This is a genomic window from Chlorobium phaeovibrioides, assembly GCF_003968655.1.
GTDB lineage: Bacteria > Bacteroidota > Chlorobiia > Chlorobiales > Chlorobiaceae > Chlorobium > Chlorobium phaeovibrioides.
The window spans coordinates 91,705-116,811 of the sequence record NZ_RXYK01000004.1; the positions used below are offsets into that span (position 1 = coordinate 91,705).

Consider the following 25,107-nt stretch of genomic DNA (forward strand, 5'->3'; position numbering starts at 1 on the left):
ATGATTATGGGGTGCATGGATAGAGGTGGCCGCTTTCCATGTTCAGGCAGCGGTCGGCGACTCTTGCGTACTCTTCGTTATGGGTGACAATGATGAAGGATGTCTGGTGCTCTTTGGAGAGGGATGCCATCAGTTCATAGAGCAGATGGCTGTTGCGGCTGTCGAGGTTGCCGCTGGGTTCGTCGGCAAGAACCAGTTTCGGACGGTTCATGAGGGCTCGGGCTATGGCGACGCGCTGCTGTTCACCTCCGGAAAGTTCCGAGGGGAGGTGGTGGAGCCGTTCGCTGAGGCCGAGCTCCAGAAGGAGTTCTTCCGCCCTTGTTTTGGCTGGTTTGAGCCGGCCGGTGGCTATGTATTCCGGCATGGCAACATTCTCCAGAGCGGTGAAGTCGGAGAGCAGGTGGTGGAACTGGAAGACAAAGCCGATTTTGCGGTTTCTGAACGCGGCCAGCTCTTTCTGTTTCTGGCTGTACCGGCCGTTATGAAAGAGGCGTTCTCCTTCAAAGGTGATTGTGCCGCTGTCGGGCGTGTCGAGCGTGCCCAGCAGGTTGAGGAGCGTTGTTTTTCCGCTGCCCGATGAGCCGATGATGGTCACCATCTCTCCTTCGCCGGCCTCAAGACTCACGCTGTGGAGGATGGGAATCGGGGCTTTGCCGGGCAGTGCGTAGGACTTGCTTATGTCGCGGGCTTCCATGAGCATTTTCATGCGGGCCGTGTCTGTCCGTCGCCTTCAATCATCCACTTGTATGTGGTGAGTTCACGGAGGGCCATCGGTCCTCTTGCGTGGAGTTTCTGGGTGCTTATGCCTATTTCCGCGCCAAGTCCGAACTGTGCCCCGTCGGTGAATGCGGTGGAGGTGTTTGCGTAGACAACAGCCGCGTCAACGCGCTTGAAAAACTCCGCTTTTACTGCCGGGTCCTCTGTTATGACTGCTTCGCTGTGCTGTGAGCTGTATGCGGCGATGTGTTCGAGTGCATCGTCGAGTGTGTCGACGGTTTTTACCGAGAGTTTCAGCGAGAGGAACTCTGTTCCGAAATGTTCCGGTTCTGCGTGCTGGAGCAGTTGTTCAGGATAGGAGGCGAGTAGAGAAAGGTATGCCCGTTCGTCTGCGAAAATGATGACCTGGTGCTCCGCAAGCGGCCGGCAGAGTTCCGAAAGGTCGCCGAGCCGTTCGCTGTGGATTATGAGGGTGTCGAGGGCGTTGCAGACACTGGGTCGGCGGGTTTTTGCGTTCAGGACTATCTCTTTTCCCATTTCCAGTTCGCCGCTTTTATCGAAATAGGTGTGCACGATGCCTGCTCCGGTTTCAATTACCGGTACTTTTGCCGTGTTGCGCACATGGTTGATGAGCGCCTGGCTTCCGCGTGGGATGATCATGTCTATTTTGCCGACTGCCCCCATCATGACTGTGGCGGCTTCCCGCTCGGAGGGCAGGAGGTAGAGGGTGTCGGGGCTCAGGTTGTGGTCTGAGAGAACCGAGTGAATGAGCTCCACAATGGCGCGGTTGGATGCGTCTGCATCGCTGCCGCCTTTGAGGACGGTGGCGTTGCCGGATTTCAGTGAGAGCGCGAAGACATCGAAGGTGACATTTGGCCGTGCTTCATAGATGATGCCGATTACCCCCATGGGAACAGAGGCTTTGCGCAGCCTGAGGCCGTTCTCAAGTGTCCGTTCTTCAAGCGTCATGTCGAGCGGAGAGGGGAGCGATGCCACATTTCGAATATCAGCAGCAATCCCCTCAAGCCTTTTCTCATTGAGGAGCAGGCGGTCGTACATCGGGTTGGTTTTCTCCATCCGCTCCAGATCCTTGTGGTTGGCTTCAAGGATGGCCGCAGCGTTTGGTGCAATCCTGCCGGCCAGGTCGAGCAGCACTTCGTTGATTGTGCTGTCGGTTAGCGTTACAAGTGTCCGGCTGGCCGTTCTGACCTCGTCGAGTTTCAGTATGATGGTTTCCTTCAGGTTCATGCTCATATCGTGTCGGTTGTGTTGGCTGATTCAGGCTTTTTTGACGAATTCGGATTTCAGCTCCATTGCGCCGAACCCTTCTATTTTGCAGTCAATGTCGTGATCGCCCTCAATAAGACGGATGTTCTTGACTTTTGTGCCGCCTTTGATGGGGGAGGAGGCTCCCTTGACCTTCAGATCCTTGATGATGGTAACCGTATCGCCGTCGTGCAGTTCGTTGCCGTTGGCGTCTTTCCACACGCGGGCGGTCGCCTCCAGAGCGGCTTCGCTCTTCGTCCACTCGTGGCCGCATTCGGGGCAGACGAGAAGGGTCCCGTTTTCATAGGTGTATTCGGAGTTGCATTTCGGACAGTTAGGCAGATTGCTCATGATAGTGTTGTATTGAGTCGATCAGACTGGTTTTATATAAAGGTAATCGTAATGAACCAGAGGTTTCTGGTCTTTCAGGCCGATGAGCGGTAGGGTTTTTTCTGAGCTGTACTGCGCCATGCCGTAGCCGATGATGTGGCCGTCGGAGGAGCAGATTTTGATGATGTCGCCCTTGTGAAAGGAGCCGGTAATGGATTCTATGCCCACAGGCAGGAGGCTGTTGGCACGCTCTGTGGAGAGGAGTGCTGCTTCGGCGCCCTGGTTGACTGTGACGGCTCCTTTTTCAAGCCCTTCACTGTTTGCAATCCACTTTTTTGGCCCGTGTGCGGCTTTTGCGGGCAGGAATCTGGTGCCGACCGCTTCGCCCTGGAAAATCCGGGTGAGAATGCCGGGGGTGCGTCCGTTGGCGATGTGGACTGTAATGCCGAGTTTGGAGAGTTTTTGTGCAATATGGCATTTGGTCAGCATTCCTCCCCGTCCGAATTCGGATTTGGTGGGGGTGATGTACTGATGAAAATGTTTTGCTGAAGGATCAATTTCCGTGATGAGGGTTTCCTTGCCTTCTGACATGTCGAACAGTCCGTCTACATGGGAGAGGATGATGTGCCCTTCGGCATCCATCATGGAGGCTATCAGCCCCGAGAGTTCGTCGTTGTCGGTAAACATGAGTTCAGTGACCGATACTGCATCGTTTTCGTTGACGACGGGGATGATTCCCTGCTGCAGGAGTGCTGAGAAACAGGTGCGCATGTTGCTGTAATGCAGCCGGTCGCGGAAGTCGCTTTTTGTTACCAGAATCTGTGCCGTAACAAGGCCGTGCCGGGCGAACAGATCGTTGTAGGTGTTGATGAGCCGTATCTGTCCGGTTGAAGAGAGGACCTGACGGACGGCAACGGGCGAAAGGTTCTGCGGCTGCTTGATGATGGCGCGGCCTGCGCCGACGGCACCCGAGGAGACCAGGATGACCTGTACCCCTTGGCGGCGGAGAGCTGCGAGCTGATCGGTGAGGCTTGCAAGTACCTCCAAATCAAGCTGGCCATCTTTTCGGGTAATGACATTGGTGCCGATTTTGACGACCGTTTTTCTGTAGAGCGGATGTGCCTGTTTCATGATGCTGTTACGCTGCTGTGTGCTGGGAGAGTTGCAGACCAACGACGCCGATGATGATGAGCGCCAGGGAGAAGAGCTTGACGGGAGTCAATGTTTCTGCAAACCAGATGACGCCGATCATTGATACGACAGCTGTTCCAAGGCCGGCCCATATGGCATAGGTCATGCCTATGGGCAGTACCTTCAGCGCCTGTGAGAGCAAGGTAAAGCTAAGCCCGTAAAAAATAAAGACCAAAACTGCCGGGAGTGGTTTGCTGAAGCCGTCTGAGAGTTTCAGAAAGGTTGTTCCGATGACTTCAGTGGCGATGGCCATGAAAAGTGCTATCCAGTGCATGTTCCTGCAGTGAGGTGGTTGAAAGGCCTGTGGTCGTTTCCGTGCTCAATATACAAACTCTCCGCTGGAGCAGGAGCCTGTTTTCCGGCCCGTCGTCCGGGGTTGCCAGCAAGCGAAAAGATGTGCATATTTCCACACTGGCTGAAGGCCATATCTTTTTTTTATGACAGGTGTTGTGATGAACTTTTTTGATGTAGGGCGATGCTGCTTACGGGACTTTTCGACATATCGTTGCCCTTGCGCAATCCGGTACTGCAGTTTTCCCTGATTCTGCTCATCATTCTCTTTGCCCCTCTCATACTCAACCGTCTGAAAATACCGAGCCTCATCAGCCTTATTATTGCGGGTGCCGTTGTTGGGCCTCATGGACTGAACATGATGCTTCGCGACAGCAGTATTGTTCTGTTCGGCACGGTGGGTCTGCTCTATATCATGTTCATGGCCGGGCTTGAAATTGATGTTGCCGATTTCCGGAAGAACACCCGTAACAGCATATTTTTCGGTCTTTACACTTTTTCCATTGCTCTCGCCCTCGGTATAGGGGCGGGGACGGTGCTGCTCGGTCTGCCGCTGCTTTCGGCCACACTGATAGGAAGCATTTTCGCCTCCCATACACTCCTTCTCTATCCCGTCATCAGCAAACTCGGCATTGCCCGCGACCGTGCGGTCAACATTGCCGTGGGTGGCACCATCATTACCGATACCCTCGCCCTTCTTCTTCTGGCAGTGGTTACAGGTATGTCGTCTGGAGCTCTGACAAGCGCATTCTGGATCAGGCTGGTGATTTCACTCATTGTTTTCGGGCTTGTGGTTCTGCTGCTCTTTCCTGTTCTTGCCCGCTGGTTTTTCAAGCGGTTTGACGACAGCGTTCTTCAGTATCTTTTTGTTCTGGCACTTGTTTTCATGGCAGGCTTTCTTGCTGAAGCTGCCGGAGTTGAGGCCCTTATAGGAGCGTTTTTCGGGGGGCTGGCGCTCAACCGCCTGATTCCCCACACTTCGCCTCTGATGAACCGCATCCGTTTTGTCGGCAATGCCATTTTTATCCCCTTTTTTCTGATAGGGGTAGGTATGCTCATCAACATCAGCGCTTTTTTCCGCGATTTCCGGACCATCTGGGTCGCCATTGTCATTACTGCTGCGGCAGCTACGGCAAAATATTCCTCGGCCTGGATTACCCAGAAAATTTTCCGCTTTACCAACGACCAGCGCAACCTCATTTACGGACTGATAGGGGCTCATGCTGCAGTGGCGCTGGCCACCGTGCTGATCGGCTATGGTATTGTGACCGGCTATGCCATTGACGGCTCTCCTGTTCGCCTGCTTGATGAGAGCATTCTCAATGGCACCATTGTGTTCATTCTTGTGACCTGTACTCTGGCAACTATTGTGGGGGAGAAGGCAGCCGCCAAAGTAGCAGAGGCTGCAGACGCCCTGGAGAAGCCGGAGGCGGCCGCTGCTGTTCCTGAAGAGCGAATTCTCATTCCTTTGAGCAATCAGGAGCGGGTTGATGAGCTGATCAATCTCAGCATTACCCTCAAGTCTCCCAAAAGCCCAACTGCTCTCTACGCTCTTCATGTGGCCGACAACAGCGTGAGCGATGAAATTGGTGAAAAGAACGGCAGGAAGATTCTTGAAAAAGCCGAGGTTGCGGCGTCCTCTACAGACAACAGTGTTACTTCGCTGCTTCGTTTCGACAGTGATGTGCCGAACGGTATTGTTGGGGTGCTGCGTGAGCAGAAAATAACCGATCTTATTTTGGGCCTCCATGAGAAAACCGGCTTGAACGACTCTTTCCTTGGGGCTTCTTCTGAAAGCCTTCTTGCGCGCGGCAATGTCACCACATTCATCTACCGTCCGGTCCAGCAGCTTGATACAGTCAAGCGCACCATTATTGTTGTGCCCTCAGGTGCTGAATTTGAAGAGGGGTTCAGGCTCTGGATGGGCAAAATTGCCAACATCGTTAAAAACACAAGTGTCAAGCTGGTTGTCTATGCCTCACGCCATACCACGGCTGTTCTGAAAGAAACATGGGGTTCAGCAGTCACCACTGCCGAGTACAGGCCATTCAAGGACTGGGATGACTTCCTCGCGCTGTCCGGGGAGATTAAAAAAGATGACAGCCTCATTATTGTGATGAGCCGTAAGCGACATCGCTCCTACCATGACAGCATGGCTAAAATCCCTGCATATCTGGGCCGTTATTTCCAGAAAAACAGTTTTATCCTGCTCTGGCCCGTTCAGAGTCCCGTGGATGAGGTTTTGCCTGACAAGGCGTTCAGAAAAGGTCTTGACACCCTTGAGCGGTTTGGCAAGATATTCGGGGAGGCATACAGGAAAGGTTGGAAGCCTCTTCAGCGTCAGACTGAAAAATAGGGGTGGTTACTTTTTTCTGCGTCGGGTGCAGGAATGGTTCCTCATTTCCGGAATGCACTGACCGAACACTTGCAGGCTGAAACTGCCAAGTTCAAACCCCTGCTGGCGACAGAGCTTTTCAAGCATACTGCCGAGTTCACTACTCGTAATTTCCACAACCTGGCCACACTGTTCACAGACCACATGCAGGTGGTTGGCAACGCCGTGTGATTTTTCGTAGTGCGTGTGTTTGTGTCCGAGGTCTATTCTGGTAACAAGCCGCAGTCGGAACAGGAGGTCGAGGGTATGATAGACGGTTGCCCGGGATATGGATACCCCCTTTTTTTTCAGGCGCTGATAGAGTTCATCAGCATCCAGATGGCTTCCGGAACTGTAGATTTCCCGCAGAACCGCAATTCGTGCGGAAGTGCATCGTAGCCCCTGCTCTTTAAGTGCATTGCGCAGAACCGATTCGGCCTGCCGGGAATCTGCTGCCTCGCGCAGGGGAGGTGTTGCAATGGTCTGAGTCATATGGCGCTCCCTTTCGGGGGGGTGAACGGTTTTTTTCTATTCGTGTTATTTTAAGTATACAAAGTAAAAATAACATTCACCCGGGCAATGGTTGTTGCCTGCCTGGAGGGGTGGGTGAAAAAATACCGTTGAGAATGTTATTTTCACCTCTGAAAAAGCTTCCCCTCCGGGTTTGTTCATGATAGGGGTGGTAAAGAACAGTAACAGTAAGGAGTATGACGAGTCATGATTTTACCTATCACTACATATACCGATGAGGTTCTTCACCAGACAGCAAAACCACTCAAGGGGGTGGATGGAGCGGTGGATGAACTTATAGATTCAATGTTCGAGTCTATGGAGAACGCTTCCGGCATAGGCCTGGCTGCTCCGCAGGTTGGCCATTCACTCCGTCTTCTTGTGCTTGACATTTCATGTATGAAGTCATACGAGGATGTGGCTCCGATGGTGGTCATCAACCCCCATATTCTGTCGGTAAAGGGGAAGAATTTGATGGAAGAGGGTTGTCTCAGCGTACCGGGTGTGCAGGGCGATGTGCAGCGGCCATCCTCCATTACCCTGAAATATCGTGACCGTAATTTCCTGGAGCAGACCGAAGAGTTTTCGGGGATGCTTGCCCGTGTGCTTCAGCATGAAATAGATCATCTCAGCGGCACTCTTTTCATAGACCGTATGGAAAAGCGCGACCGCCGTAAAATCCAGAAAGAGCTTGATGACATAGCCAAAGGAAATATTGAGGTAGACTACCCACTTGCACGCGCCTGTTCGCGCGACGGCGGGGGTGCGATATGCATGTGACCCCGTTGAGGCTTATTTTTATGGGGACTCCCGACTTTGCAGTCCCTTCCCTTCAGGCCATTGTTGATGCCAGCCTTCCTGTTGAGGTTGTGCAGGTGGTGACTGCTCCCGACCGCCCTCGCCGCAAAAAGAACGCCGAGGCGGAACCGACCCCGGTCAAGAGTCTTGCCCTGCAACTTGGTCTGCCGGTGCTTGAGGTTGAGGATGTGAAAGATCCCGGCTTTGCTGAAGCTGTCCGGAGGCTTCAGCCGGATGTGATTGTGGTTGCGGCTTTCCGCATTCTTCCTCCTGCGGTTTACGGGGCAGCGCGTCTCGGCGCATTCAATCTGCACGCTTCACTTCTTCCGGCATATCGCGGGGCGGCTCCCATCAACCATGCGCTGATAGAGGGCGAACGGGAGAGTGGTGTCACCACATTTTTCCTTCAGCGGCAGGTAGATACGGGTAATATCATTCTGAAAAAGAGCACTCCAATCAACAGTATGGAGAACGCCACACAACTTGCGGAACGGCTCTCGCAAATCGGTGCAGAGGCTGTTGTTGAAACGCTTCGCCTGATTGCTGAAGGTACTGTTGAGGTTTCAGCACAGGATGAGTCGCTGGTATCGAAAGCCCCGAAGCTGACGCGTGAAAACACCAGGATAGACTGGAACCAAAGCGCGGAAGATCTGCACAACTTCATCAGGGGGCTTGCCATGCGCCCCACCGCATGGACTACGCTTGGAGGGAAAAACTTCAAGATTTTCCAATCTGCTCCAGCTCCCGCAGTGCCCGCCACTTCCTGCGGCAAACCGGGAACCATGCTGATTGAGGGTGGTTGCCTCTATGCCAGTGGGACCGACGGCTGGATTGAAATTCTCTCCCTCCAGCTTGAAGGCAAACGGCCGATGGATGCGGGGGAGTTCCTTCGCGGATTTCGGGCGGAGAGCGGCACGATACTCGGGGGCTGAGCTGTGTTTGGACGTCCAGAGGTTAAGACTATTGGCCATAGTGAGTCATTGCCTCTTGCTGGAGTGAGGGTGGCTCTTGCAGCACCGTAAGCGGTGAGAGGAATTTTTGTTTATATTCCCGATCTTGACTTTCAACCAGAATTTAACGCTTTTTTTATGGCCCCGTCCAGTCCGGAAGTAAGCCGCATCAGGAACTTCTGCATCATTGCCCATATTGATCACGGCAAGTCGACTCTTGCCGACCGCCTTCTTGAGATGACCCATACCCTTGACCGCACGCAGATGGATTCTGCGCAGGTTCTTGACGACATGGATCTGGAGCGTGAGCGGGGCATTACCATCAAAAGCCATGCGGTTCAGATGAAGTACTGTTCGGTGGCAGGAGACGACTATACGCTGAACCTGATTGATACCCCGGGCCATGTGGATTTCAGTTACGAAGTGTCCCGTTCGCTTGCCGCCTGCGAAGGCGCGCTTCTCGTGGTGGATGCCACACAGGGTGTTGAGGCGCAGACCATCGCCAACCTCTACCTTGCCATAGAGGCTGGCCTGGAGATTATTCCGGTCATCAACAAGATTGACCTTCCCTCTTCGGATGTTGAGGGGGTTGCCAGTCAGATCATTGATCTCATCGGTATTGAGCGGGAGGAAATCCTGCAGGTCTCTGCAAAAGCCGGTCTTGGAGTACCGGAACTGATGGAGGCAATTATCGCCCGTGTTCCCTCACCGGCCGACAACGGCCATCTGCCGCTCCGTGCACTTATTTTTGATTCCGTGTTCGACGCATACCGTGGTGCGGTGGTCTATCTCCGCATTGTTGACGGGGTACTGAGAAAAGGGGACAAGGTCCGTTTCTTTGCCAACAACAAGGTGTTTCTTGCTGATGAAATAGGCACCATGAGCATGAAACGCCAGCCAAAGCAGGTTTTGGAGGCGGGCGATGTCGGCTATCTGATATGCTCCATCAAGGATGTGAAAGATGCAAAGGTCGGTGACACGGTAACTCATGCCGATGCCCCCGCTGACAAGCGGCTTGCCGGGTACAAGGATGTGAAACCCATGGTTTTCAGTGGTCTCTATCCGGTTAACTCGAACGAGTTCGAGGATCTGCGGGAGTCGCTTGAGAAACTTTCCCTGAACGATGCCTCGCTGGTCTATACGCCCGAGACCTCCGTTGCTCTCGGCTTCGGGTTCCGCTGCGGCTTCCTCGGGCTTCTGCACATGGAGATCATCCAGGAGCGGCTTGAGCGGGAGTACAACATGAACATCATCACCACCGTGCCCAATGTGGAGTACCGGGTGCTGATGACCAACGGCGAGACCGTTATTGTTGACAACCCTTCCAAGATGCCTGATACGGCGCGCATCACCAATGTGGAGGAGCCCTATGTCAGCATGCAGATCATTACCCTTGCCGACTATATCGGCAACATCATGAAACTTGGCATGGAGCGGCGCGGCGAGTACCGTAACACCGACTATCTCGACACCAAGAGGGTATGTATGCATTTCGAGTTTCCTCTTTCTGAAATAGTCTTTGATTTCCACGATCGGCTGAAGTCCATTTCAAAAGGCTACGCCTCAATGGATTACGAGTACATCGGCTACCGGGAATCGGAGCTGGTAAAGCTTGATGTGCTGCTCAATGGTGAGCCGGTTGATGCGCTTTCCATCATTGTGCACCGCTCAAAAGCTTACGACTGGGGCCGCAAGCTCTGCGGCAAGCTCAAGGGAATCATACCCAAGCAGATGTACGAAGTGGCAATCCAGGCTGCCATCGGCAGCCGAATCATTTCGCGCGAGACCATTTCGGCCATGCGCAAGAATGTGCTTGCGAAATGTTATGGGGGCGATATCAGCCGGAAAAGAAAGCTCATTGAAAAGCAGAAAGAGGGAAAGAAGCGAATGAAGCAGGTGGGCCGCGTCGAGGTTCCCCAGGAGGCGTTTCTGGCGATTCTCAATATTGATGAATAAACATCATGGTGCAGAGGCAGCACATGGAACTGGCGTCAAACCAACAACACCAAAACGAGAGAGACTTGAACAGACAGCACAGTGGTTCCGGAAAGAAACAGTCGCGGGAGTGGTTTGAAGCGCTCATCATAGCTGCAATTTTTGCCTCGCTTCTGCGGGTGTTTGTTGTGGAGTCGTACCGCATCCCCACTGGCTCGATGGAGAAGACGCTGATGGCGGGGGACTTTATTTTTGTCAACAAATATGTTTACGGGGCGAAAGTACCTTTCACCGAGTTCCGTACCCCGAAGGTTGAGCCTGTAGAGCGAGGGGATATTTTTGTTTTCAAGTATCCCCATGACCGCTCCCTCAACTATATCAAGCGCTGCGTGGCCGTCAGCGGTGATACTCTCGCCATCCGCCAGCGCCAGCTTTTCATCAACGGCAAGCAGACTCTGCTTCCTCCCAAGGCGCAGTTTCTCAGCAGGGAGATGGCTCCCGGTGAGCAGGACAGCATGATTTTTCCCCGTTTTTCGGGTTTCAACAAAGACAGCTACGGCCCTATGCGCATTCCCGCCAAAGGTGATACCATACGGCTTACCCGGGAGTCGTTTCCCATGTATGCCTGGCTGATTTCCGATGAGGGTCACCGGGTTGCGCTTAATGGAGATACCGTGTTTATTGATGGAGCTCCAGCCGCCAGATACCAGGTGGAGAGGGACTACTATTTTGCGATGGGAGACAACCGCGACAACAGCCTCGACAGCCGGTTCTGGGGGTTTGTTCCCCAGAGTGACATTCTGGGTCGTGCGCTCCTGGTTTACTGGTCATGGAACCCCAACATCTCCCTTCTCACCGACCCGATTGACAAAATCGCCTCCATCCGATGGCAGCGGACAGGTCTGCTGGTTCACTGATAGCGTGCCCACTGCTCAAGAATAGTTCCACTGAGGCTCTCTGCCGAGGATTCCAGTGTGGCTTTGTTGAGAGGAAAGAGCAGCAGGTCGGGACAGGGGACTTTTAGGGATGCAATGCTGAGGGATCCGGTTCCATTGGCCCTGTCAGTTCCTGCGGGCGTTATCTGAACGGTGGACAGTGTTATTGAGTTGAGGCTTGGGTCTGCATGGAGTGACTCAACGCTGAGGATAAGGGCGCTGTCAGTTTTCTTCTCAAACGAACGGGTTAGGGCTGTTTTGAAGCCCATGCTCAAAGAGAGCGTGGCGGCAAGATAGCAGAGAAGGTAACCTGCGGTAAAAAGCACCCCCGGCGAGACAAGAAAGGCTTTCAGCCACTTCTTCAGGAACGCGGTGTGTGGAGGTCTCCAGACCATTATGGCAGCAGGGTTCCGGTAATGTTATTCTGAGCTTTTTCGTGGAGGTGCAATTTTTATAGATACAATATTTTTTTCTTTATTAGGCTGTACCCATAACCATTTCAGTTTTCTTTTCCTATGCCCGAACAGCCAGCCTCCCCTCTTTTTCGTCTCAAACCGCTGGTGCGGGAGATGCATGCCGACACCGAAACGCCGGTTTCAGTCTATTTGAAACTGCAGCGGCAATATTCCTGTCTACTTGAGTCGGTTGAAGGGGAGGAGTTTCTTGCCCGGTTTTCCTATGTCGCCATAGACCCCGTCGCCATTCTCCGTGGCACGGTTGGTGGTGCGGTTGAGCTTGAAATCCGCGATTCGAAATTCAATGCACTGAAGGCTGTGGCGGGAGAGGGCAATGACCTGCGCGCCATGATAGACCGATGCCTTGCAGCATTTGATACCGACGGCATTGCCGGCCGGAAGAACGGTTCTGTTCAAATGATCACTTCGGGCGTTTTTGGTTATTTCGGATACGATTCAATGCATCTTGTTGAGCGCATTCCAGCGGCCGAACTCCCCGATCCGGCTGGTATGGCCGATGTATGCCTTCTGTTCTGCGACACGCTTGTTGTGTTCGACAACATCATGCGCAAGATGTTCATTATTGCCAATCATCTTGATGAAAACGGCCGTGGAGCAGCTCAGGAAAAAATCGAGGCTATTGCCGAAAGCCTCTACAAGCCGCTCCAGAGAGCGCAGATTGATTTTCTCCCTGAAACGCCCGAGCCTGTTGTGTCCAACACCACAAGGGATGAGTACCTTACAAAGGTTGCCATAGCCAAAGAACATATTCTCGCTGGCGACATTTTTCAGGTACAGATTTCACAGCGGCTTCGCCGGAAACTCAATACCAGGCCTTTTGATGTGTACAGGATGCTCCGTACCGTCAACCCCTCGCCCTATCTCTACTATTTCGATATGGGCGATTTTCAGATTGTTGGCTCTTCCCCCGAGTTGCAGGTAAAGGTGGAACACGACAGCCAGGGGCGCAGGATGGTTGATACCCGTCCCATTGCAGGGACCCGTCACCGTGGCGCCACTTTCGCGGAGGATGAGGCGATAGCTGCTGAACTGCTCAGTGATGAAAAGGAGTGCGCAGAACATCTGATGCTGATTGATCTCAGCAGGAACGATATTGGCCGCATTGCCAAAATAGGGACGGTTGAGACTACAGAGATGATGGTGATTGAGAAATATTCACATGTCATGCACATTGTCAGTAATGTGCGCGGTGAACTTCGCCCTGAACTGGGCACCATGGATGCGTTCTGGTCCTGTTTCCCTGCTGGTACCCTGACGGGAGCGCCGAAAGTACGGGCGATGGAGATCATCTACGAACTGGAAAAAGAAAAACGCGGACTCTACGGCGGTGCGGTAGGTTATCTTGATTTTAAAGGGAACCTGACCACAGCAATTGCTATCCGTACCATGGTGGTTGAGGGTGGAACTATCTACTTTCAGGCTGCAGGCGGCATAGTGGCCGATTCCACTCCTGAGGCCGAGTACCAGGAAACAATGAACAAAATGAAAGCGGGCCTTACGGCTGTTGAGTGTCTTGAAACGATACAATAAGGGCCCTCTCTGAGGGCGTGGCGATACCTGCTCATAACCATAGTCAACCATGAAGAACATGAATACTGCTAAACGGAATCCCATCCTGCTGGTTCTCGCCGGCATTCTTGTGGGAGCTCTCTTTTTTTCGAACCTTGAGTTCTCTTTTTCGGGTTTCAACTCCCCGGAAGGCGGAAGCGCTGCTCTGTCAGGAAAGCCCAACTATGCCCAGGCAAAAAGTGAGAGTGAGAACTTTCCTGCCCTGTCGCTGAAAAGCTTCAATGAGGCATTTGTCCAGATTGCCGAGTCTGCCACCCCTTCCGTTGTGACGGTATACACCGAAAAGAAGGTGAGCGGCCGCTTCACATCGCCGTTTGATTTTTTCGGTCACCAGTTTGATGACTTCTTTGCCCCTCCGGGCATGAGGCCCCGTGAAGAGAACAGCCGGGTACAGAAAGGAATGGGTTCCGGGGTTATTGTGACCGGTGATGGCTATATTCTTACCAACAACCATGTTGTGGAGGGGGCTGACACCGTCTCCATCCGCACCTTTGATAACCGGAAGCTTACCGCTGAAATTATCGGCACCGACCCGAAAACCGACCTTGCCGTCATCAAGGTTACCGGATTGAACCTGAAGCCTCTTGTTATTGGCGACAGCGACAGGCTCCGGGTGGGGGAGTGGGTTATCGCCATCGGCAGTCCGCTTGGTGAGAATCTTGCCCGCACGGTGACTCAGGGGATTGTGAGCGCAAAGGGGCGTGCAAATGTGGGGCTTGCCGATTACGAGGATTTCATCCAGACCGATGCGGCCATCAACCCCGGCAACTCGGGTGGTCCACTGGTCAACATTCAGGGTGAACTGGTGGGTATAAACACAGCCATTGCAAGCCGAACCGGCGGGTTTGAGGGAATCGGATTTGCCGTGCCTTCAAATATGGCCCGGAAAGTGATGACTTCGCTTATTGAGAGCGGTACCGTTACCCGTGGTTATCTGGGAGTGAGCATACAGGATGTTGACGAGAACATCGCCAAAGCCATGGGGCTGGAGAAGCCCGAGGGTGCTCTTGTGGGCACTGTTGTTGCGGGCGGCCCGGCGGCCGGGGCGGGGCTGAAAACGGGGGATGTCATTGTAGGCTTCAACGGAAAAAAAGTGAGTGGCAGCGTGCCTCTCCGTAACCGCATTGCCGCGCTTGCCCCCGGTACATCCGTGAAGATCGATCTTCTCCGTGATGGCAAGCCTCTTCAGCGCTCTCTGCGCCTGGGGCTGCAACCATCAGCCGAAGCGGCAGGCGAGGCGGCCTCTGCTCAACCGGCAAACAGTTCACTCGGATTCAGTGCCTCTGCACTGAGTGCCGAACAGGCGCGTTCGCTCGGCATCTCCCCGACTGCGGGAAAAGTGGTGGTGACTGCTGTTTCAGAGAGCTCCAACGCATGGCGTGCCGGTATCAGGCGGGGCGACCTCATTCTTGCCATCAACCGCAAACCAGTAGAATCGTTTGCCGGCTACTCTGCTTCAGTCAGCGGAATCAAGAAGGGGGAGCTGCTGTTTCTGCTTGTTGAGCGTCGTGGCAACAAGATTTATTTTGCCTTCAATCTGTAAAGAATTGTTTGCCTGAATCGCGGATAGTTGTACATTTCATAAAGGTAAGGTCAGCGAGGGTGCGAGCTGACTTTACTTTTTTGTTTTTTTGTTTTGCCAAATCAGCCAATGTCAATATGGCGAAGAAGGCCCATTGCGTTCTTTTCAACTTATAATCAGCCGTTAAGAGATGAGTGATCGAGTGTACCTGACCAGGGATGGCTACAACAGACTCAAGGATGAGCTTCATGAGCTGCTGCATGTGACCAGAGCCGAAGTGCTTGAAAAGATTGCCGAAGCCCGTTCCCATGGGGATTTGAGCGAAAACGCAGAATATGATGCCGCCCGCGAGCAGCAGTCGCAGACAGAGGCGCGCATAGCCGATCTGGAAAGCAAACTCTCCTCGGCAACCATTCTCGATCCCAAACATATCAAGACCGACAAGGTCTACATTCTTACCTCCGTTGAGCTGCTCAACCTTGATGACAAAAAAGAGACTCTTGAATACACTCTTGTCTCAAGCGAGGAGTCAGACAGCGACCTTGGCAAGATTTCAGTTCGTTCTCCGGTGGGCAGAGCCCTTATCGGCAAAGCGGTCGGAGATAAAGTGACCATAATTGTGCCGAAAGGGGAACTTCATTATGAAGTCAAAAAGATTTTCGTTAAATAAGCGGCTGAACCAAAAACATACTGTCCCATGGGCAAGCGACAAATCATCTACCGTCCTGACCGGATTGCCGGAAGCAAGGAGCTCCTCAACCGTGAAGTCAACCTTGTCACCAAAGAGGCACGGGTGTGGCACGGCACCATTACAGCCATCGGCCCTGCCGAGGTTGAACTGAAGGATGCCCGCAAGGGGACGCACCGGATTGCTTTTGCCCATATCGACAGAATCTATTCAGATAGTAAAACCGGGTACTAATAATCAATACCATGCGCAGAAAAATTGTTGTCGGAAACTGGAAAATGAACAAGACGGTCGCTGAATCGACCGAACTTGCCTCGGCAGTTGTTGCTGCGCTTGGAAGCGACTGTTCAGCATGCGAGGCCGGTATTGCACCGACCTATCCTGCACTTGACGCAGTTGGCCGCACCATAAAGGGAAGTGAAGTTCTTCTTGTGGCACAGAACTGCCATTATGAAGATGACGGGGCATTTACCGGAGAGGTTTCAACCGGCATGCTCAACGCTCTTGGATGCTCTTATGTCATCATTGGCCATTCTGAGCGCCGTCAGTATTTCGGTGAAACAGATGCAACCGTCAACCTTCGCATCAAAAAAGTTCTTGCAGCAGGCATGAAAGCCATTCTCTGTGTCGGTGAAACCCTTGAAGAACGGGAATCCGGCGCGTTTGAGGCTGTTGTTTCCACACAGGTGACCGGCGGACTGCAGGGCGTTGTTGACATCAGCGACATTGTGATTGCCTATGAGCCTGTATGGGCCATCGGTACCGGCAGGACAGCCAGTTCAGAGCAGGCTCAGGAAGTCCATAAAATTATTCGCAACAAGGTCGCAGAACTCTATGGAGCCCCTGCTGCAGATGCTGTGCGCATTCAGTATGGCGGAAGCGTCAAACCTTCCAATGCGGCAGAACTCTTTGCCATGCCCGACATTGACGGCGGCCTCATTGGAGGCGCAGCCCTCAAGGCAGAAGATTTCGCGGCTATCGTCAAAGCTGCCTGCTGAACGGCTTTTCCGCCTCACAGCACCATCTTGTTTCTTCTTTCAGGACACCGATAACCCGGTGTCCTTTTTTTTGTGCTCCGCCGCCTGTTATTTGAGTTCCTCGCCCCTGCCGTTCTGGAGGTGGTTGCTGGTTTTCCATGGCTGTACGGCAAGCACGAAGGAGAGCAGCAGTGAAATCCCTATCCAGCTCCAGCCGATTCCGATGAGGCTCTCCCAAGAGTATTTGCCATAAGCTCCCAGCAGTTCCCGGAACAGCTGGTTGACGAGGATGATGGAGAGGAAGATTGGCAGGGCGAACTTGATGATCCAGTTCCACCAGGTGCCCAGCTGAAGCTTTGATACCTTGTTGAGGTGGTTCCTGATGATGTCTATTTTGAAGAACCATCCGACTGCGAGGCATTCCAGCAGTCCTGCTACGATCAGACCGTAATTGTTGATGAAATGATCAACAATATCGAGCCAGAGCAGCCCTCCCTGTGTCGTGAAGATCAGTCCCCCCGCAAAGCCAAGCAGGCAGAGCAGGGTGGCGAGCAGTTCCCTGTTGATGGCGAACTTGTCTTCAATGCCGGATACGAAGGCCTCAACGATGGAAATTGATGAGGAAATTCCAGCCACGGTAAGGCTCAGGAAGAACAGGACTCCAAAGAGCGGGCCGGCTGTGCCAAGCAGCGAGATGGCTTTCGGATAGGCTACAAAGGCAAGGCCGATGCTCTCCTGGACAACATCTTCAAGCGCAATCCCCTGGTTGGCGGACATGAACCCCAGAAGAGCAAAGACGCCGAACCCGGAAAGCAGCGAGAAACCGCTGTTGGCCAGCGCGGTAATGATTGCGCTTCCTGTCATGTTCGACTCATAAGGCATGTAGCTTGCATACGCAATCATGATGCCGAACCCGAGGCTCAAGGTAAAGAAGATCTGTCCGTACGCGCTTACCCAGACCATTGGGTCCGACAGTTTAGAGAAATCGGGCGTGAGATAGGCCGATACCCCTACCATTGCCCCCTCCAGGGTGAGTGACCAGAAAACGAGCGCCAGAGTCAGGATGAGCAGCAGCGGCATGAAGATCTTGTTTGCCAGTTCAATGCCGGGGCCTACGCCACGGACGATGATGATCCAGTTCACTACCCATACCACAAGGAGGGCAATGAGGATGGGCATTCTGATGGCTCCAATCTCAAAGGGCGACGAGGTCACCTGCAGGAATGAATTGAAGAAGAAGCTGTTGGGATCATCGCCCCAGGCAAGTGTGGTGGAAAAAAAGAGGTAGTCGATGCACCAGGCAATCACCGCTGAATAATAGAGAACGATGCCGAACATGGTAAAGAGCAGGGGCCACCACCCAAGCCATTCCCATCGGGGACTGATTTTGTGGAATGCCAGTGGTGCGCTTCCGAAGCGTTCGTGCCCGATGCCGAACTCAAGAATCAGGAGAGGAATGCCGGCTGTCAGAAGCGCGATGAGGTAGGGAATAAGGAATGCTCCCCCGCCGTTCTCATAGGTTAGATAGGAGAATCGCCAGATATTGCCAAGCCCTACGGCCGAGCCGATAGCGGCAAGGATAAATCCGGTTCTCGATTTCCATGTGTTTCTGCCGGTAGTTTCTGATTTCATGGTCGAGTTTTTTGCTTCAGTTGGCGCCGTTCCTGTTTATCTTCCCGGTTCAATCGCACTGGCAGCGGAGGCTTCCTTCGATTTCTTCATCGAGCAGAAATCCGGCCCGCACATTGTGCAGAAGTCTGCCTTTTCTCCTTCATGGCCTGCGGCTTTCATGCTTGCTGCATGCACTTCGCGGGTTTTTGGGGGATCAAGCGAAAGATTGAACTGATCTTCCCAGTTGAAAGCGAACCGGGCGCTGCTCATCAGTTCGTCGCGGAGCCTTGCAATGGGGCTTCCCTTGGCAAGATCGGCAGCATGCGCGGCAATTTTATGGACCACAACCCCTTCGCGGACATCGTTACGGTCAGGCAGGCCAAGATGCTCTTTGGGTGTAACATAGCAGAGCATGGAGCAGCCGTAGCTTGCTATGAGTGTGCCTCCGATGGCGGAATTGACATGGTCGTAACCAGCGGCAATATCAGTGACCAGAGGGCCGAGGGTATAGAAAGGGGCTTCATGGCAGTATTCAAGCTGCTTCTGCATGTTCTCCTCAATCATGTTGAGCGGCACATGTCCGGGCCCCTCAATCATCACCTGTACCTCATGTTTCCAGGCCAGCGTAGTCAATTCGCCGAGTACCTTGAGTTCACCGAACTGGGCTTCGTCGTTGGCATCCGAAATGGAGCCGGGACGGAGCGCGTCGCCAAGTGAGACGGCAATGTCGTAGCATTTCAGGATTGCGCAGATCTCCTCGAAGTGTGTGTACAGGAAGTTCTCCTGTTTATTTGCCCGGCACCATTTTGCCATGATTGAACCACCTCGTGATACAATCCCGGTCCTGCGTTTGTCGGCAAGCGGGAGGTGCTTTTCTAGAATACCCGCGTGGATGGTGAAATAATCAACTCCCTGCTCGGCCTGTTCAAGAAGCGTATCGCGGTAGAGCTCCCATGTAAGGTTTTCTGCAACGCCGTTTACCTTTTCAAGTGCCTGGTAAATGGGTACCGTGCCGATGGGAACGGGGGAGTTGCGAAGAATCCATTCGCGGGTTTTGTGGATGTTGGCTCCGGTGCTGAGGTCCATGACGGTGTCGGCCCCCCAGCGGCATGCCCAGACAGCTTTTTCGACCTCTTCGGCTATGCTTGAACTCATGGCGGAGTTGCCGATGTTGGCATTGATTTTTACCCTGAAGTTCCTGCCGATGATCATCGGCTCAAGTTCCGGATGATTGATGTTTGCGGGAATGATTGCTCTCCCTGCAGCCACTTCGCTCATGACGAACTCGGCGGTAATGGGTTCAGAAGGGGTTCCCCCCCGGCCGTTCGCCCTTATCCACTCTTCAAGCTGCTGGTTTTCACGGATGGCTACATATTCCATTTCCGGAGTGATGACCCCTTTGCGGGCAAAGTGCATCTGTGTAAGAGCAATGCCGTCCTCGGCCATGCGCGGATGGCGCTCGGTCATCGATTCGGTGTTGACTGGTGCCGCACAGGGCACACTGATGCTTTTAATGAAGTTCCAGCTGTCCCTCACGGGAGCAAGTCCTTCAGCAGGGTTGACCTGTAAGGAAGGGTCGGAGTGCGGACCGCTGGTGTCGTACAGAGGCAGTGAAGAGAACGGAACTCCATTGCAGGAATATGTTCCCGACAGGTTGAGGGTCTGCATGCCCACTTTGACGGGCCAGAGTGTTCCTTCTGCATATGTTTTCTGAAACGCCCTGTCCTCTCTGGACTCTTTAGGGCAAGAGGTGTGTGTGGTGTTGGTACTCATGTGTGGTTCCGGGTGTCAGCCGCAGGAAAACGAACGGAAGGGAAGGATGAGAAGCCCTTAAAGGCCCTACGGTAGGGTATGGAGCAGAGCTTCAATCTTTCCTTGCGTCAGTATTACCTGCATCAAGTTACAAGGGTGTGATCTCAGCCTTCAAAAGAAAGCACCCCCAAGATGTGAATCTATCGGCACAATACTTAAATTCACCTTGATTTGCAAATACGCAGAAGCGCTTCGGAAGCGTTGAACCCATTGAGTGAGAGGAATCAGGCATGCATCGAGAGGAAGCGAACGGGGCAGGGGATGAACGGCTCAGCGGAGTTGTTGACAGGGTCTCTTTTTTCAGCCCTGAAAGCGGCTTTGCCGTGCTTCGCCTCTCTTCCGGAGCGGACGAGGCCGGGATGACTGTTGTGGGCTGCATTGCCTCCGTTTCACCGGGTCAGCACATAGAGGCTGTCGGCCGATGGCAGAATGACAGGAACTGGGGTATGCAGTTTCGTGCCTCTACTCTTTCGGTTGTGGCTCCCAGGAGCCATGAGGGGATGGAGAACTATCTTGCTTCCGGCATGCTGAAGGGGGTGGGGCCGCATCTGGCTTCTGTCATGATGGGTGCCTGGGGAACCGATGTTTTTACCATCATTGAGGGTCAGCCGGAACGGCTGCTTGAGCTTCCCGGCATAGGGCCGAAGAAGCAGCGGCAGATTGTGGAGTCGTGGCAGGAGCACAAGGCGGTGCGCGACATCATGATATTCCTCCAGTCGCACGGGGTTGGAACCGCAAGAGCACTGAAAATCTATAAAGTATACGGTGCAGATGCCGTGGCGGTGGTCAGCCGCGACCCCTACCGGCTTACCCGCGATATTTCGGGCATTGGGTTCCGCACGGCCGACGCCATTGCCCTAAGCATCGGTATTGCCCGGGACTCTCCCCTTCGGGCCCGGGCCGGCATCAGCTGGGTGCTGCAGGAACTTTCCTCCAGGGGCCACTGCCGGGTTCCCGAAACCATGCTGCTTGATTCAGCCCGCCAGCTCCTCCAGATGCGTGAGGATATCCTGCAGGAGGCTCTTAAGAGTGAACTTACTGTGGGGCATGTCATTGCTGAAGGGGAGGGGGAAGACCGGCATCTCTATCTTGAGTCTCTCTGGAAGGCTGAGCAGGGCGTTGCGGAGGGTATAAAGAGGATTGCTTCAGGCAAGCTTCCCTGGGGGAGGATTGATGTTGATCGCTCTGTGAGGGAGGCTGAAGAGCGATCACGCCTTGAACTCTCACCCTCACAGCGCGAAGCGGTGCGCCTTGCGCTTACAAGTAAGCTGCTTGTCATTACTGGCGGCCCGGGTGTGGGTAAAACCACCATCATCCGGACACTGCTCTCCATTCCTGAGGTGTTCGGGCTCAGTGTGCTGCTCTGCGCTCCCACAGGCAGGGCGGCCAAACGGCTCGGTGAGGCTACCGGACGGGAGGGAAGAACCATCCACCGGATGCTTGAGTTCGACCCCTATACCTACGACTTCAAACGCTGTTCCTCCAACCCTCTCAACGCCGACATCATCATTGTTGATGAAGCTTCCATGATTGATGTGGTGCTGATGAACCGCCTGCTCTCGGCCATTTCCAGTAAGGCTGCAGTCGTTCTTGCCGGTGATGTCGACCAGCTTCCCCCTGTCGGGCCCGGTGCCGTTCTGGCAGATGTCATCAGCTCCGAAGCTGTTCCTGTTGTCCGCCTGACGGAGATTTTCCGGCAGGCCGCACAGTCGATGATCATTCAGAACGCTCACCGCATCAACCGTGGGGAGGGACTCCTTCGCCATGAGGGGCCCGAACTGACAGACTTTTATTTTGTCTCTGCCTCCGGCCCGGAAGAGATCCGCCGCAAGCTCCTTTCTGTTGTGGCCCAGAGGATCCCCGAGCGATTCGGGCTCGACCCGCTGGAGGGTATCCAGGTGCTGACTCCAATGAATAAGGGCCCTCTGGGTTCGCAGTCGCTCAACACTCTTCTGCAGGAGCGCCTGAACGGCGGGGGAGGCAAGCGGGTTGAACGGTTCGCAGTCACCTATGGCCGGGGCGACAAGGTGATTCAGACCATCAACAACTATGAAAAAGAGGTGTTCAACGGCGACATCGGGATAATCTCCGCTATTGATGATGACGACCGGGAGATGCAGGTGCTGTTTGATGGCCGTGAGGTGCGTTACCTTTTCAGTGAGCTTGATGAAATGGCGCCGGCATGGGCCATTACCATCCACAAAAGCCAGGGTTCGGAATACCCCGCAGTGGTCATACCGCTCTCCATGCTTCACTACCCGATGCTGGAGCGGAACCTCATCTATACGGCGGTAACAAGGGGGAGAAAGCTGGTGATGGTTATTGGTGAAGAGCAAGCCTTGGCAACGGCCATCGCCAGGTGCACTTCTAAGGGTCGCCTCACCGGCCTTGCTGCCGCACTCCGCCTTCCGATAGGCTGATTGCCGTCCTTTTTTTATTATATTTCCCACCTTGCCCTTGAAACCTGCAACGGCGTTTCCCTAACATTCTTTTTCTTCGTTCAATGCGATTGTTCAACCTGATCCGCCTCGCACTTTTCCAGATGGGTTTTGGTATCATGCTCGGCTTTCTGCACGACACCCTCAACCGCGTCATGGTCAAAGAGCTTGGCATCGCCTCCACAATCGTCTTCGGTCTTATCAGCCTCAAAGAACTTCTTGCCGTTTTCGGCGTCAAGGTATGGGTTGGAAGCATGTCCGACCGTTCCCATTTTCTGGGGTACCAGCGTTCCCCTTATATCCTTCTTGGGCTTGTGAGTTGCGTCGTCTCCTTCATGTACGCCCCCGTGGCGGCCTATCAGGTAGAGGTGAGCGGCACCGACTTTGCCACCCTTTTCCCGGCAGTACTTTTTGATGTCGGCCTCTGGCAGCTCATGGCGGTATTCCTCCTCTTCGGTTTCGGCCTGCAGGTTGCCACCACCGCCTACTACGCACTCATCGCCGACTATGTGGGCGACAGGCACATCGGCAAGGTGACCTCCTCCAGCTGGACCCTCATGGTGCTTACCACCATCATTTCGGCCCGTGTGGTCGGTTCCTATCTTGATGTCTACACACCCGAACGCCTCGTGAATGTGGGTATTGCTGGCGGACTTATCGCCCTTGTCCTTGGCCTTATTGCGTTTGTGGGGGTTGAAGAGCGAAACGCTGCGGGGAAGAAAGGAAAAGCGGAGGAGTCGCTTGGTTTCGTTCAGTCGATCCGGCTGCTGTCCCGGTCACCCAAAACCATGTTTTTCGCGTTCTACATCTTCCTCTCCATCTTTGCCCTGTTTTCCAATGAAATTGTGATGGAGCCGTTCGGCGCAGATGTGTTCGGCATGCCCGTAGGGGTAACCACCAAACTCTTCCGTCCTACAATGGGCGGCATGCAGCTCGTTTTCATGCTCATTACCGGGTTTCTTCTGAACCGGATCGGCAACAAGAACGGCGCCCTCATCGGCAACCTCTTCTGCATGGTCGGGTTTTCCATCATCATTGCTGCCGGCTTCGCCCTCGACGAGTCTATGCTTCGCATTGGCCTTGTGGTTACGGGTATCGGCCTCGGCGCTTCAAGCGTCTCGAACATCACCATGATGATGACCATGACTGCAGGGCGCAGTGGCGTCTATATCGGCCTCTGGGGAACGGCCCAGAGCCTCGCCATGTTCCTTGGCCACTTTGGTGCGGGTATCATCCGCGATGTGGTGCATGCTTTCAGCGGCAGCTACATGATGGCCTACAGTGCCATCTTCGGTCTTGAAATCCTGGCGTTCGGCCTTGCCAGCCTCCTGCTCCCCAGAATATCCAAAGAGGCGTTTGAAGAGGAGAGCCGTGTGAAGTTTTCCGAGGTCCTCGCAAACAGCGGTGTCGATTGAGCCTCCGTATAATTATCAGCAATGACTGCCATGACCCATGTCTTCGGCCCTGTATCTTCAAAACGCCTCGGCCAGTCCCTCGGCGTTGACCTGCTTCCCCCGAAAAGCTGCACCTGGAACTGCATCTACTGCCAGCTCGGAAGAACCAGGGAGTATACCCTTCTGCGGCAGGAGTTCTATCCGCCCGCAGAGATTCTCTCTGAAATACAAGAGGCTGTAGACTCCGGAGCGCACATAGACTGGATTACCTTTGTGGGCTCGGGCGAGACCATGCTGTATCGCGGTATAGGCAGGCTTATTGACGAGGTGAAGAAGATGACTGATATTCCCGTGGCCATTATTACCAACGGCTCGCTTTTCTCTCTGCCCGAAGTCCGTCAGGAGGCCTTGAGAGCTGATGCAGTACTCCCTTCGCTCAACGCCGGCTCAGAAGAGCTGCACCAGAAAATCAGCCGTCATGCTCCGGGCTTTACCTTCAGGCGTCACCTTGAGGGGCTTATCGCCTTCAGAAAGGAATACACCGGCAACCTCTGGGTTGAGGTGATGCTCCTTGGAGGAGTCAACGACACCGATGAAGCCTTGAAAGATATTACCGGTGCACTTGCTCAAATCGGCCCCGACATGGTGCACCTTGTCATTCCAACCAGGCCCTCAACCGAAAAGGATGTCCTGCTCCCGAGTGAAGAGCGCATTGAGCGGGCGGTTGCCCTCATGCAGGAGGTTGCTGCCGTTGTACACCCGATAAAAGGCTCCATGGATCTTTCCGGGACCCCCGATATTCTTGAAGCGGTAACAGCCATAACCCTCCGCCATCCCGTGCAGGAAAATGAACTCAGGAAAGCCCTTGAAGACCGGTTCTCCGACTCTCCGCAGAAAGTCGGGGAAGTTATGAAAGAAATGTTTGCCACCGGCCGGTTCAGCCTCATCACACAGGGAGGGGAAGCCTACTGGACGAAAAAGACAGAGTAAGTGCCGGCTTTCACTGATTCTCAGCGGTAAGGGTCGCCATCTGTTCTCTCATCGTCATAGCGCTGCTCATCCTTATCTTTCCGGTCCTTCCTGTCGCTGTCCCAACTCTCTTTTTTTTCATACCGGTCACTTTTGCCTTCGTCACGGCGGTCGTCGTTGTGATTACGCAAGTAGGGTGTGCATCCCGTAGCCAGCAGAAGCAGGGAAACTGCAAGTACTTTTTTCATGTTCTCCTCTCTTCAGTTCTGGTTGTCATCAGTATTGAGTTCGCATAGGTTTCTTCGGCTCATAATACTTTGACGCTTCCTGTGCTCTGCTTCCTGCGTTGCCTCA

The 25,107-nt window shown here is 53.8% G+C and carries 23 protein-coding genes and 1 riboswitch; of the genes, 13 read left to right on the plus strand and 10 right to left on the minus strand.

Annotated features, from left to right (window positions below):
* Window positions 1-4 precede the first annotated feature (4 nt).
* The 5 genes from EKD02_RS04075 to EKD02_RS04095 are packed head-to-tail and all read right to left on the minus strand — an operon-like array spanning window position 5 to window position 3,778.
* Entirely contained in the window at window positions 5-706 is a 702-nt protein-coding gene (locus EKD02_RS04075; protein ID WP_126342176.1) for an ABC transporter ATP-binding protein, read from the minus strand.
* The gene (locus EKD02_RS04080) at window positions 703-1,971 is read right to left on the minus strand and encodes a glutamate-5-semialdehyde dehydrogenase (protein ID WP_126342178.1); all 1,269 of its coding nucleotides are present in this window, start codon (window positions 1,969-1,971) and stop codon (window positions 703-705) included. The genes EKD02_RS04075 and EKD02_RS04080 overlap by 4 nt, the downstream gene beginning before the upstream one ends.
* Window positions 1,972-1,995: 24 nt before the next feature.
* Window positions 1,996-2,334 carry a zinc ribbon domain-containing protein YjdM gene (locus tag EKD02_RS04085; RefSeq protein WP_011890529.1) on the minus strand — a complete coding sequence of 113 codons (339 nt, stop codon included), beginning with the start codon at window positions 2,332-2,334 and terminating at the stop codon, window positions 1,996-1,998.
* Window positions 2,335-2,355: 21 nt separating this feature from the next.
* Entirely contained in the window at window positions 2,356-3,444 is a 1,089-nt protein-coding gene (gene proB / locus EKD02_RS04090; RefSeq protein WP_126383898.1) for a glutamate 5-kinase, read from the minus strand.
* 7 nt (window positions 3,445-3,451) lie between these two features.
* Window positions 3,452-3,778: a DMT family transporter gene (locus EKD02_RS04095; RefSeq protein WP_011890527.1), complete on the minus strand. Its 327-nt coding sequence runs from the start codon at window positions 3,776-3,778 to the stop codon at window positions 3,452-3,454.
* 201 nt (window positions 3,779-3,979) lie between these two features.
* On the opposite strand from EKD02_RS04095, the gene EKD02_RS04100 reads away from it, so the two are divergent.
* Window positions 3,980-6,151: a cation:proton antiporter gene (locus EKD02_RS04100; protein ID WP_126342182.1), complete on the plus strand. Its 2,172-nt coding sequence runs from the start codon at window positions 3,980-3,982 to the stop codon at window positions 6,149-6,151.
* A 6-nt stretch (window positions 6,152-6,157) separates the two neighbouring features.
* On the opposite strand, the gene EKD02_RS04105 is transcribed toward EKD02_RS04100, so the two are convergent.
* Window positions 6,158-6,661, minus strand: coding sequence for a Fur family transcriptional regulator (locus EKD02_RS04105; protein ID WP_011890525.1), 504 nt, complete (start codon window positions 6,659-6,661; stop codon window positions 6,158-6,160).
* Between the two features lie 225 nt (window positions 6,662-6,886).
* Between EKD02_RS04105 and def the strand changes: the two genes are divergently transcribed.
* The 4 genes from def (at window position 6,887) to lepB (ending at window position 11,279) form a co-directional block, all read left to right on the plus strand.
* Window positions 6,887-7,459: a peptide deformylase gene (def, locus tag EKD02_RS04110; protein ID WP_126342184.1), complete on the plus strand. Its 573-nt coding sequence runs from the start codon at window positions 6,887-6,889 to the stop codon at window positions 7,457-7,459.
* Between the two features lie 5 nt (window positions 7,460-7,464).
* Window positions 7,465-8,409, plus strand: coding sequence for a methionyl-tRNA formyltransferase (fmt, locus tag EKD02_RS04115; RefSeq protein WP_500681128.1), 945 nt, complete (start codon window positions 7,465-7,467; stop codon window positions 8,407-8,409).
* Window positions 8,410-8,565: 156 nt separating this feature from the next.
* A complete protein-coding gene (lepA, locus tag EKD02_RS04120; protein ID WP_126342188.1) occupies window positions 8,566-10,383 on the plus strand; it encodes a translation elongation factor 4 in 1,818 nt (605 codons plus the stop codon).
* Window positions 10,384-10,406: 23 nt separating this feature from the next.
* Window positions 10,407-11,279, plus strand: coding sequence for a signal peptidase I (gene lepB, locus EKD02_RS04125; protein ID WP_011890516.1), 873 nt, complete (start codon window positions 10,407-10,409; stop codon window positions 11,277-11,279).
* Here lepB and EKD02_RS04130 read toward each other — a convergent pair.
* Window positions 11,273-11,692 (minus strand): hypothetical protein, encoded by a 420-nt coding sequence (locus EKD02_RS04130; RefSeq protein WP_126383902.1) that lies wholly within the window; start codon window positions 11,690-11,692, stop codon window positions 11,273-11,275. The genes lepB and EKD02_RS04130 overlap by 7 nt on opposite strands.
* A gap of 120 nt (window positions 11,693-11,812) precedes the next feature.
* Between EKD02_RS04130 and trpE the strand changes: the two genes are divergently transcribed.
* The 5 genes from trpE (at window position 11,813) to tpiA (ending at window position 16,550) form a co-directional block, all read left to right on the plus strand.
* Complete coding sequence (trpE, locus tag EKD02_RS04135) at window positions 11,813-13,303, plus strand: anthranilate synthase component I (protein WP_126342190.1); 1,491 nt, start codon at window positions 11,813-11,815, stop codon at window positions 13,301-13,303.
* A gap of 49 nt (window positions 13,304-13,352) precedes the next feature.
* A complete protein-coding gene (locus EKD02_RS04140) occupies window positions 13,353-14,885 on the plus strand; it encodes a DegQ family serine endoprotease (protein ID WP_126383904.1) in 1,533 nt (510 codons plus the stop codon).
* Between the two features lie 169 nt (window positions 14,886-15,054).
* Complete coding sequence (gene greA / locus EKD02_RS04145; RefSeq protein ID WP_011890512.1) at window positions 15,055-15,534, plus strand: transcription elongation factor GreA; 480 nt, start codon at window positions 15,055-15,057, stop codon at window positions 15,532-15,534.
* A gap of 27 nt (window positions 15,535-15,561) precedes the next feature.
* Window positions 15,562-15,786 (plus strand): hypothetical protein, encoded by a 225-nt coding sequence (locus EKD02_RS04150; protein WP_011890511.1) that lies wholly within the window; start codon window positions 15,562-15,564, stop codon window positions 15,784-15,786.
* An 11-nt stretch (window positions 15,787-15,797) separates the two neighbouring features.
* Window positions 15,798-16,550 carry a triose-phosphate isomerase gene (gene tpiA / locus EKD02_RS04155; RefSeq protein ID WP_126383906.1) on the plus strand — a complete coding sequence of 251 codons (753 nt, stop codon included), beginning with the start codon at window positions 15,798-15,800 and terminating at the stop codon, window positions 16,548-16,550.
* Between the two features lie 87 nt (window positions 16,551-16,637).
* Here the strand turns inward: tpiA and EKD02_RS04160 are convergent, their stop codons facing one another.
* Window positions 16,638-18,161 (minus strand): sodium-dependent transporter, encoded by a 1,524-nt coding sequence (locus EKD02_RS04160; RefSeq protein ID WP_011890509.1) that lies wholly within the window; start codon window positions 18,159-18,161, stop codon window positions 16,638-16,640.
* A 36-nt stretch (window positions 18,162-18,197) separates the two neighbouring features.
* Window positions 18,198-19,913, minus strand: a complete 1,716-nt coding sequence (thiC, locus tag EKD02_RS04165; RefSeq protein ID WP_126383908.1) for a phosphomethylpyrimidine synthase ThiC — start codon at window positions 19,911-19,913, stop codon at window positions 18,198-18,200.
* A gap of 82 nt (window positions 19,914-19,995) precedes the next feature.
* Window positions 19,996-20,091: riboswitch (TPP riboswitch) on the minus strand.
* Between the two features lie 91 nt (window positions 20,092-20,182).
* Between thiC and recD2 the strand changes: the two genes are divergently transcribed.
* From recD2 to EKD02_RS04180, 3 genes are all read left to right on the plus strand, one after another.
* The gene (recD2, locus tag EKD02_RS04170) at window positions 20,183-22,372 is read left to right on the plus strand and encodes an SF1B family DNA helicase RecD2 (RefSeq protein WP_126342194.1); all 2,190 of its coding nucleotides are present in this window, start codon (window positions 20,183-20,185) and stop codon (window positions 22,370-22,372) included.
* An 83-nt stretch (window positions 22,373-22,455) separates the two neighbouring features.
* The gene (locus EKD02_RS04175; RefSeq protein ID WP_126342196.1) at window positions 22,456-23,805 is read left to right on the plus strand and encodes a BCD family MFS transporter; all 1,350 of its coding nucleotides are present in this window, start codon (window positions 22,456-22,458) and stop codon (window positions 23,803-23,805) included.
* 30 nt (window positions 23,806-23,835) lie between these two features.
* Window positions 23,836-24,774 (plus strand): radical SAM protein, encoded by a 939-nt coding sequence (locus EKD02_RS04180; RefSeq protein ID WP_126342243.1) that lies wholly within the window; start codon window positions 23,836-23,838, stop codon window positions 24,772-24,774.
* Window positions 24,775-24,794: 20 nt separating this feature from the next.
* On the opposite strand, the gene EKD02_RS04185 is transcribed toward EKD02_RS04180, so the two are convergent.
* Window positions 24,795-25,001 carry a hypothetical protein gene (locus EKD02_RS04185; RefSeq protein ID WP_126342198.1) on the minus strand — a complete coding sequence of 69 codons (207 nt, stop codon included), beginning with the start codon at window positions 24,999-25,001 and terminating at the stop codon, window positions 24,795-24,797.
* Between the last annotated feature and the right edge of the window lie 106 nt (window positions 25,002-25,107).

Excerpts from the sequence above, each read along its gene's own strand:
- EKD02_RS04150 (WP_011890511.1), top strand. The coding sequence starts at position 15,562 with ATGGGCAAGCGACAAATCATCTACCGTCCTGACCGGATTGCCGGAAGC.
- EKD02_RS04185 (WP_126342198.1), bottom strand. The coding sequence starts at position 25,001 with ATGAAAAAAGTACTTGCAGTTTCCCTGCTTCTGCTGGCTACGGGATGC.
- EKD02_RS04080 (WP_126342178.1), bottom strand. The coding sequence starts at position 1,971 with ATGAGCATGAACCTGAAGGAAACCATCATACTGAAACTCGACGAGGTC.
- EKD02_RS04160 (WP_011890509.1), bottom strand. The coding sequence starts at position 18,161 with ATGAAATCAGAAACTACCGGCAGAAACACATGGAAATCGAGAACCGGA.
- EKD02_RS04085 (WP_011890529.1), bottom strand. The coding sequence starts at position 2,334 with ATGAGCAATCTGCCTAACTGTCCGAAATGCAACTCCGAATACACCTAT.
- tpiA (WP_126383906.1), top strand. The coding sequence starts at position 15,798 with ATGCGCAGAAAAATTGTTGTCGGAAACTGGAAAATGAACAAGACGGTC.
- lepA (WP_126342188.1), top strand. The coding sequence starts at position 8,566 with ATGGCCCCGTCCAGTCCGGAAGTAAGCCGCATCAGGAACTTCTGCATC.
- trpE (WP_126342190.1), top strand. The coding sequence starts at position 11,813 with ATGCCCGAACAGCCAGCCTCCCCTCTTTTTCGTCTCAAACCGCTGGTG.
- def (WP_126342184.1), top strand. The coding sequence starts at position 6,887 with ATGATTTTACCTATCACTACATATACCGATGAGGTTCTTCACCAGACA.
- proB (WP_126383898.1), bottom strand. The coding sequence starts at position 3,444 with ATGAAACAGGCACATCCGCTCTACAGAAAAACGGTCGTCAAAATCGGC.
- lepB (WP_011890516.1), top strand. The coding sequence starts at position 10,407 with ATGGAACTGGCGTCAAACCAACAACACCAAAACGAGAGAGACTTGAAC.
- EKD02_RS04130 (WP_126383902.1), bottom strand. The coding sequence starts at position 11,692 with ATGGTCTGGAGACCTCCACACACCGCGTTCCTGAAGAAGTGGCTGAAA.
- greA (WP_011890512.1), top strand. The coding sequence starts at position 15,055 with ATGAGTGATCGAGTGTACCTGACCAGGGATGGCTACAACAGACTCAAG.
- thiC (WP_126383908.1), bottom strand. The coding sequence starts at position 19,913 with ATGAGTACCAACACCACACACACCTCTTGCCCTAAAGAGTCCAGAGAG.
- recD2 (WP_126342194.1), top strand. The coding sequence starts at position 20,183 with ATGCATCGAGAGGAAGCGAACGGGGCAGGGGATGAACGGCTCAGCGGA.
- EKD02_RS04175 (WP_126342196.1), top strand. The coding sequence starts at position 22,456 with ATGCGATTGTTCAACCTGATCCGCCTCGCACTTTTCCAGATGGGTTTT.
- EKD02_RS04100 (WP_126342182.1), top strand. The coding sequence starts at position 3,980 with ATGCTGCTTACGGGACTTTTCGACATATCGTTGCCCTTGCGCAATCCG.
- EKD02_RS04095 (WP_011890527.1), bottom strand. The coding sequence starts at position 3,778 with ATGCACTGGATAGCACTTTTCATGGCCATCGCCACTGAAGTCATCGGA.
- EKD02_RS04105 (WP_011890525.1), bottom strand. The coding sequence starts at position 6,661 with ATGACTCAGACCATTGCAACACCTCCCCTGCGCGAGGCAGCAGATTCC.
- EKD02_RS04075 (WP_126342176.1), bottom strand. The coding sequence starts at position 706 with ATGAAAATGCTCATGGAAGCCCGCGACATAAGCAAGTCCTACGCACTG.
- EKD02_RS04180 (WP_126342243.1), top strand. The coding sequence starts at position 23,836 with ATGACCCATGTCTTCGGCCCTGTATCTTCAAAACGCCTCGGCCAGTCC.
- EKD02_RS04140 (WP_126383904.1), top strand. The coding sequence starts at position 13,353 with ATGAAGAACATGAATACTGCTAAACGGAATCCCATCCTGCTGGTTCTC.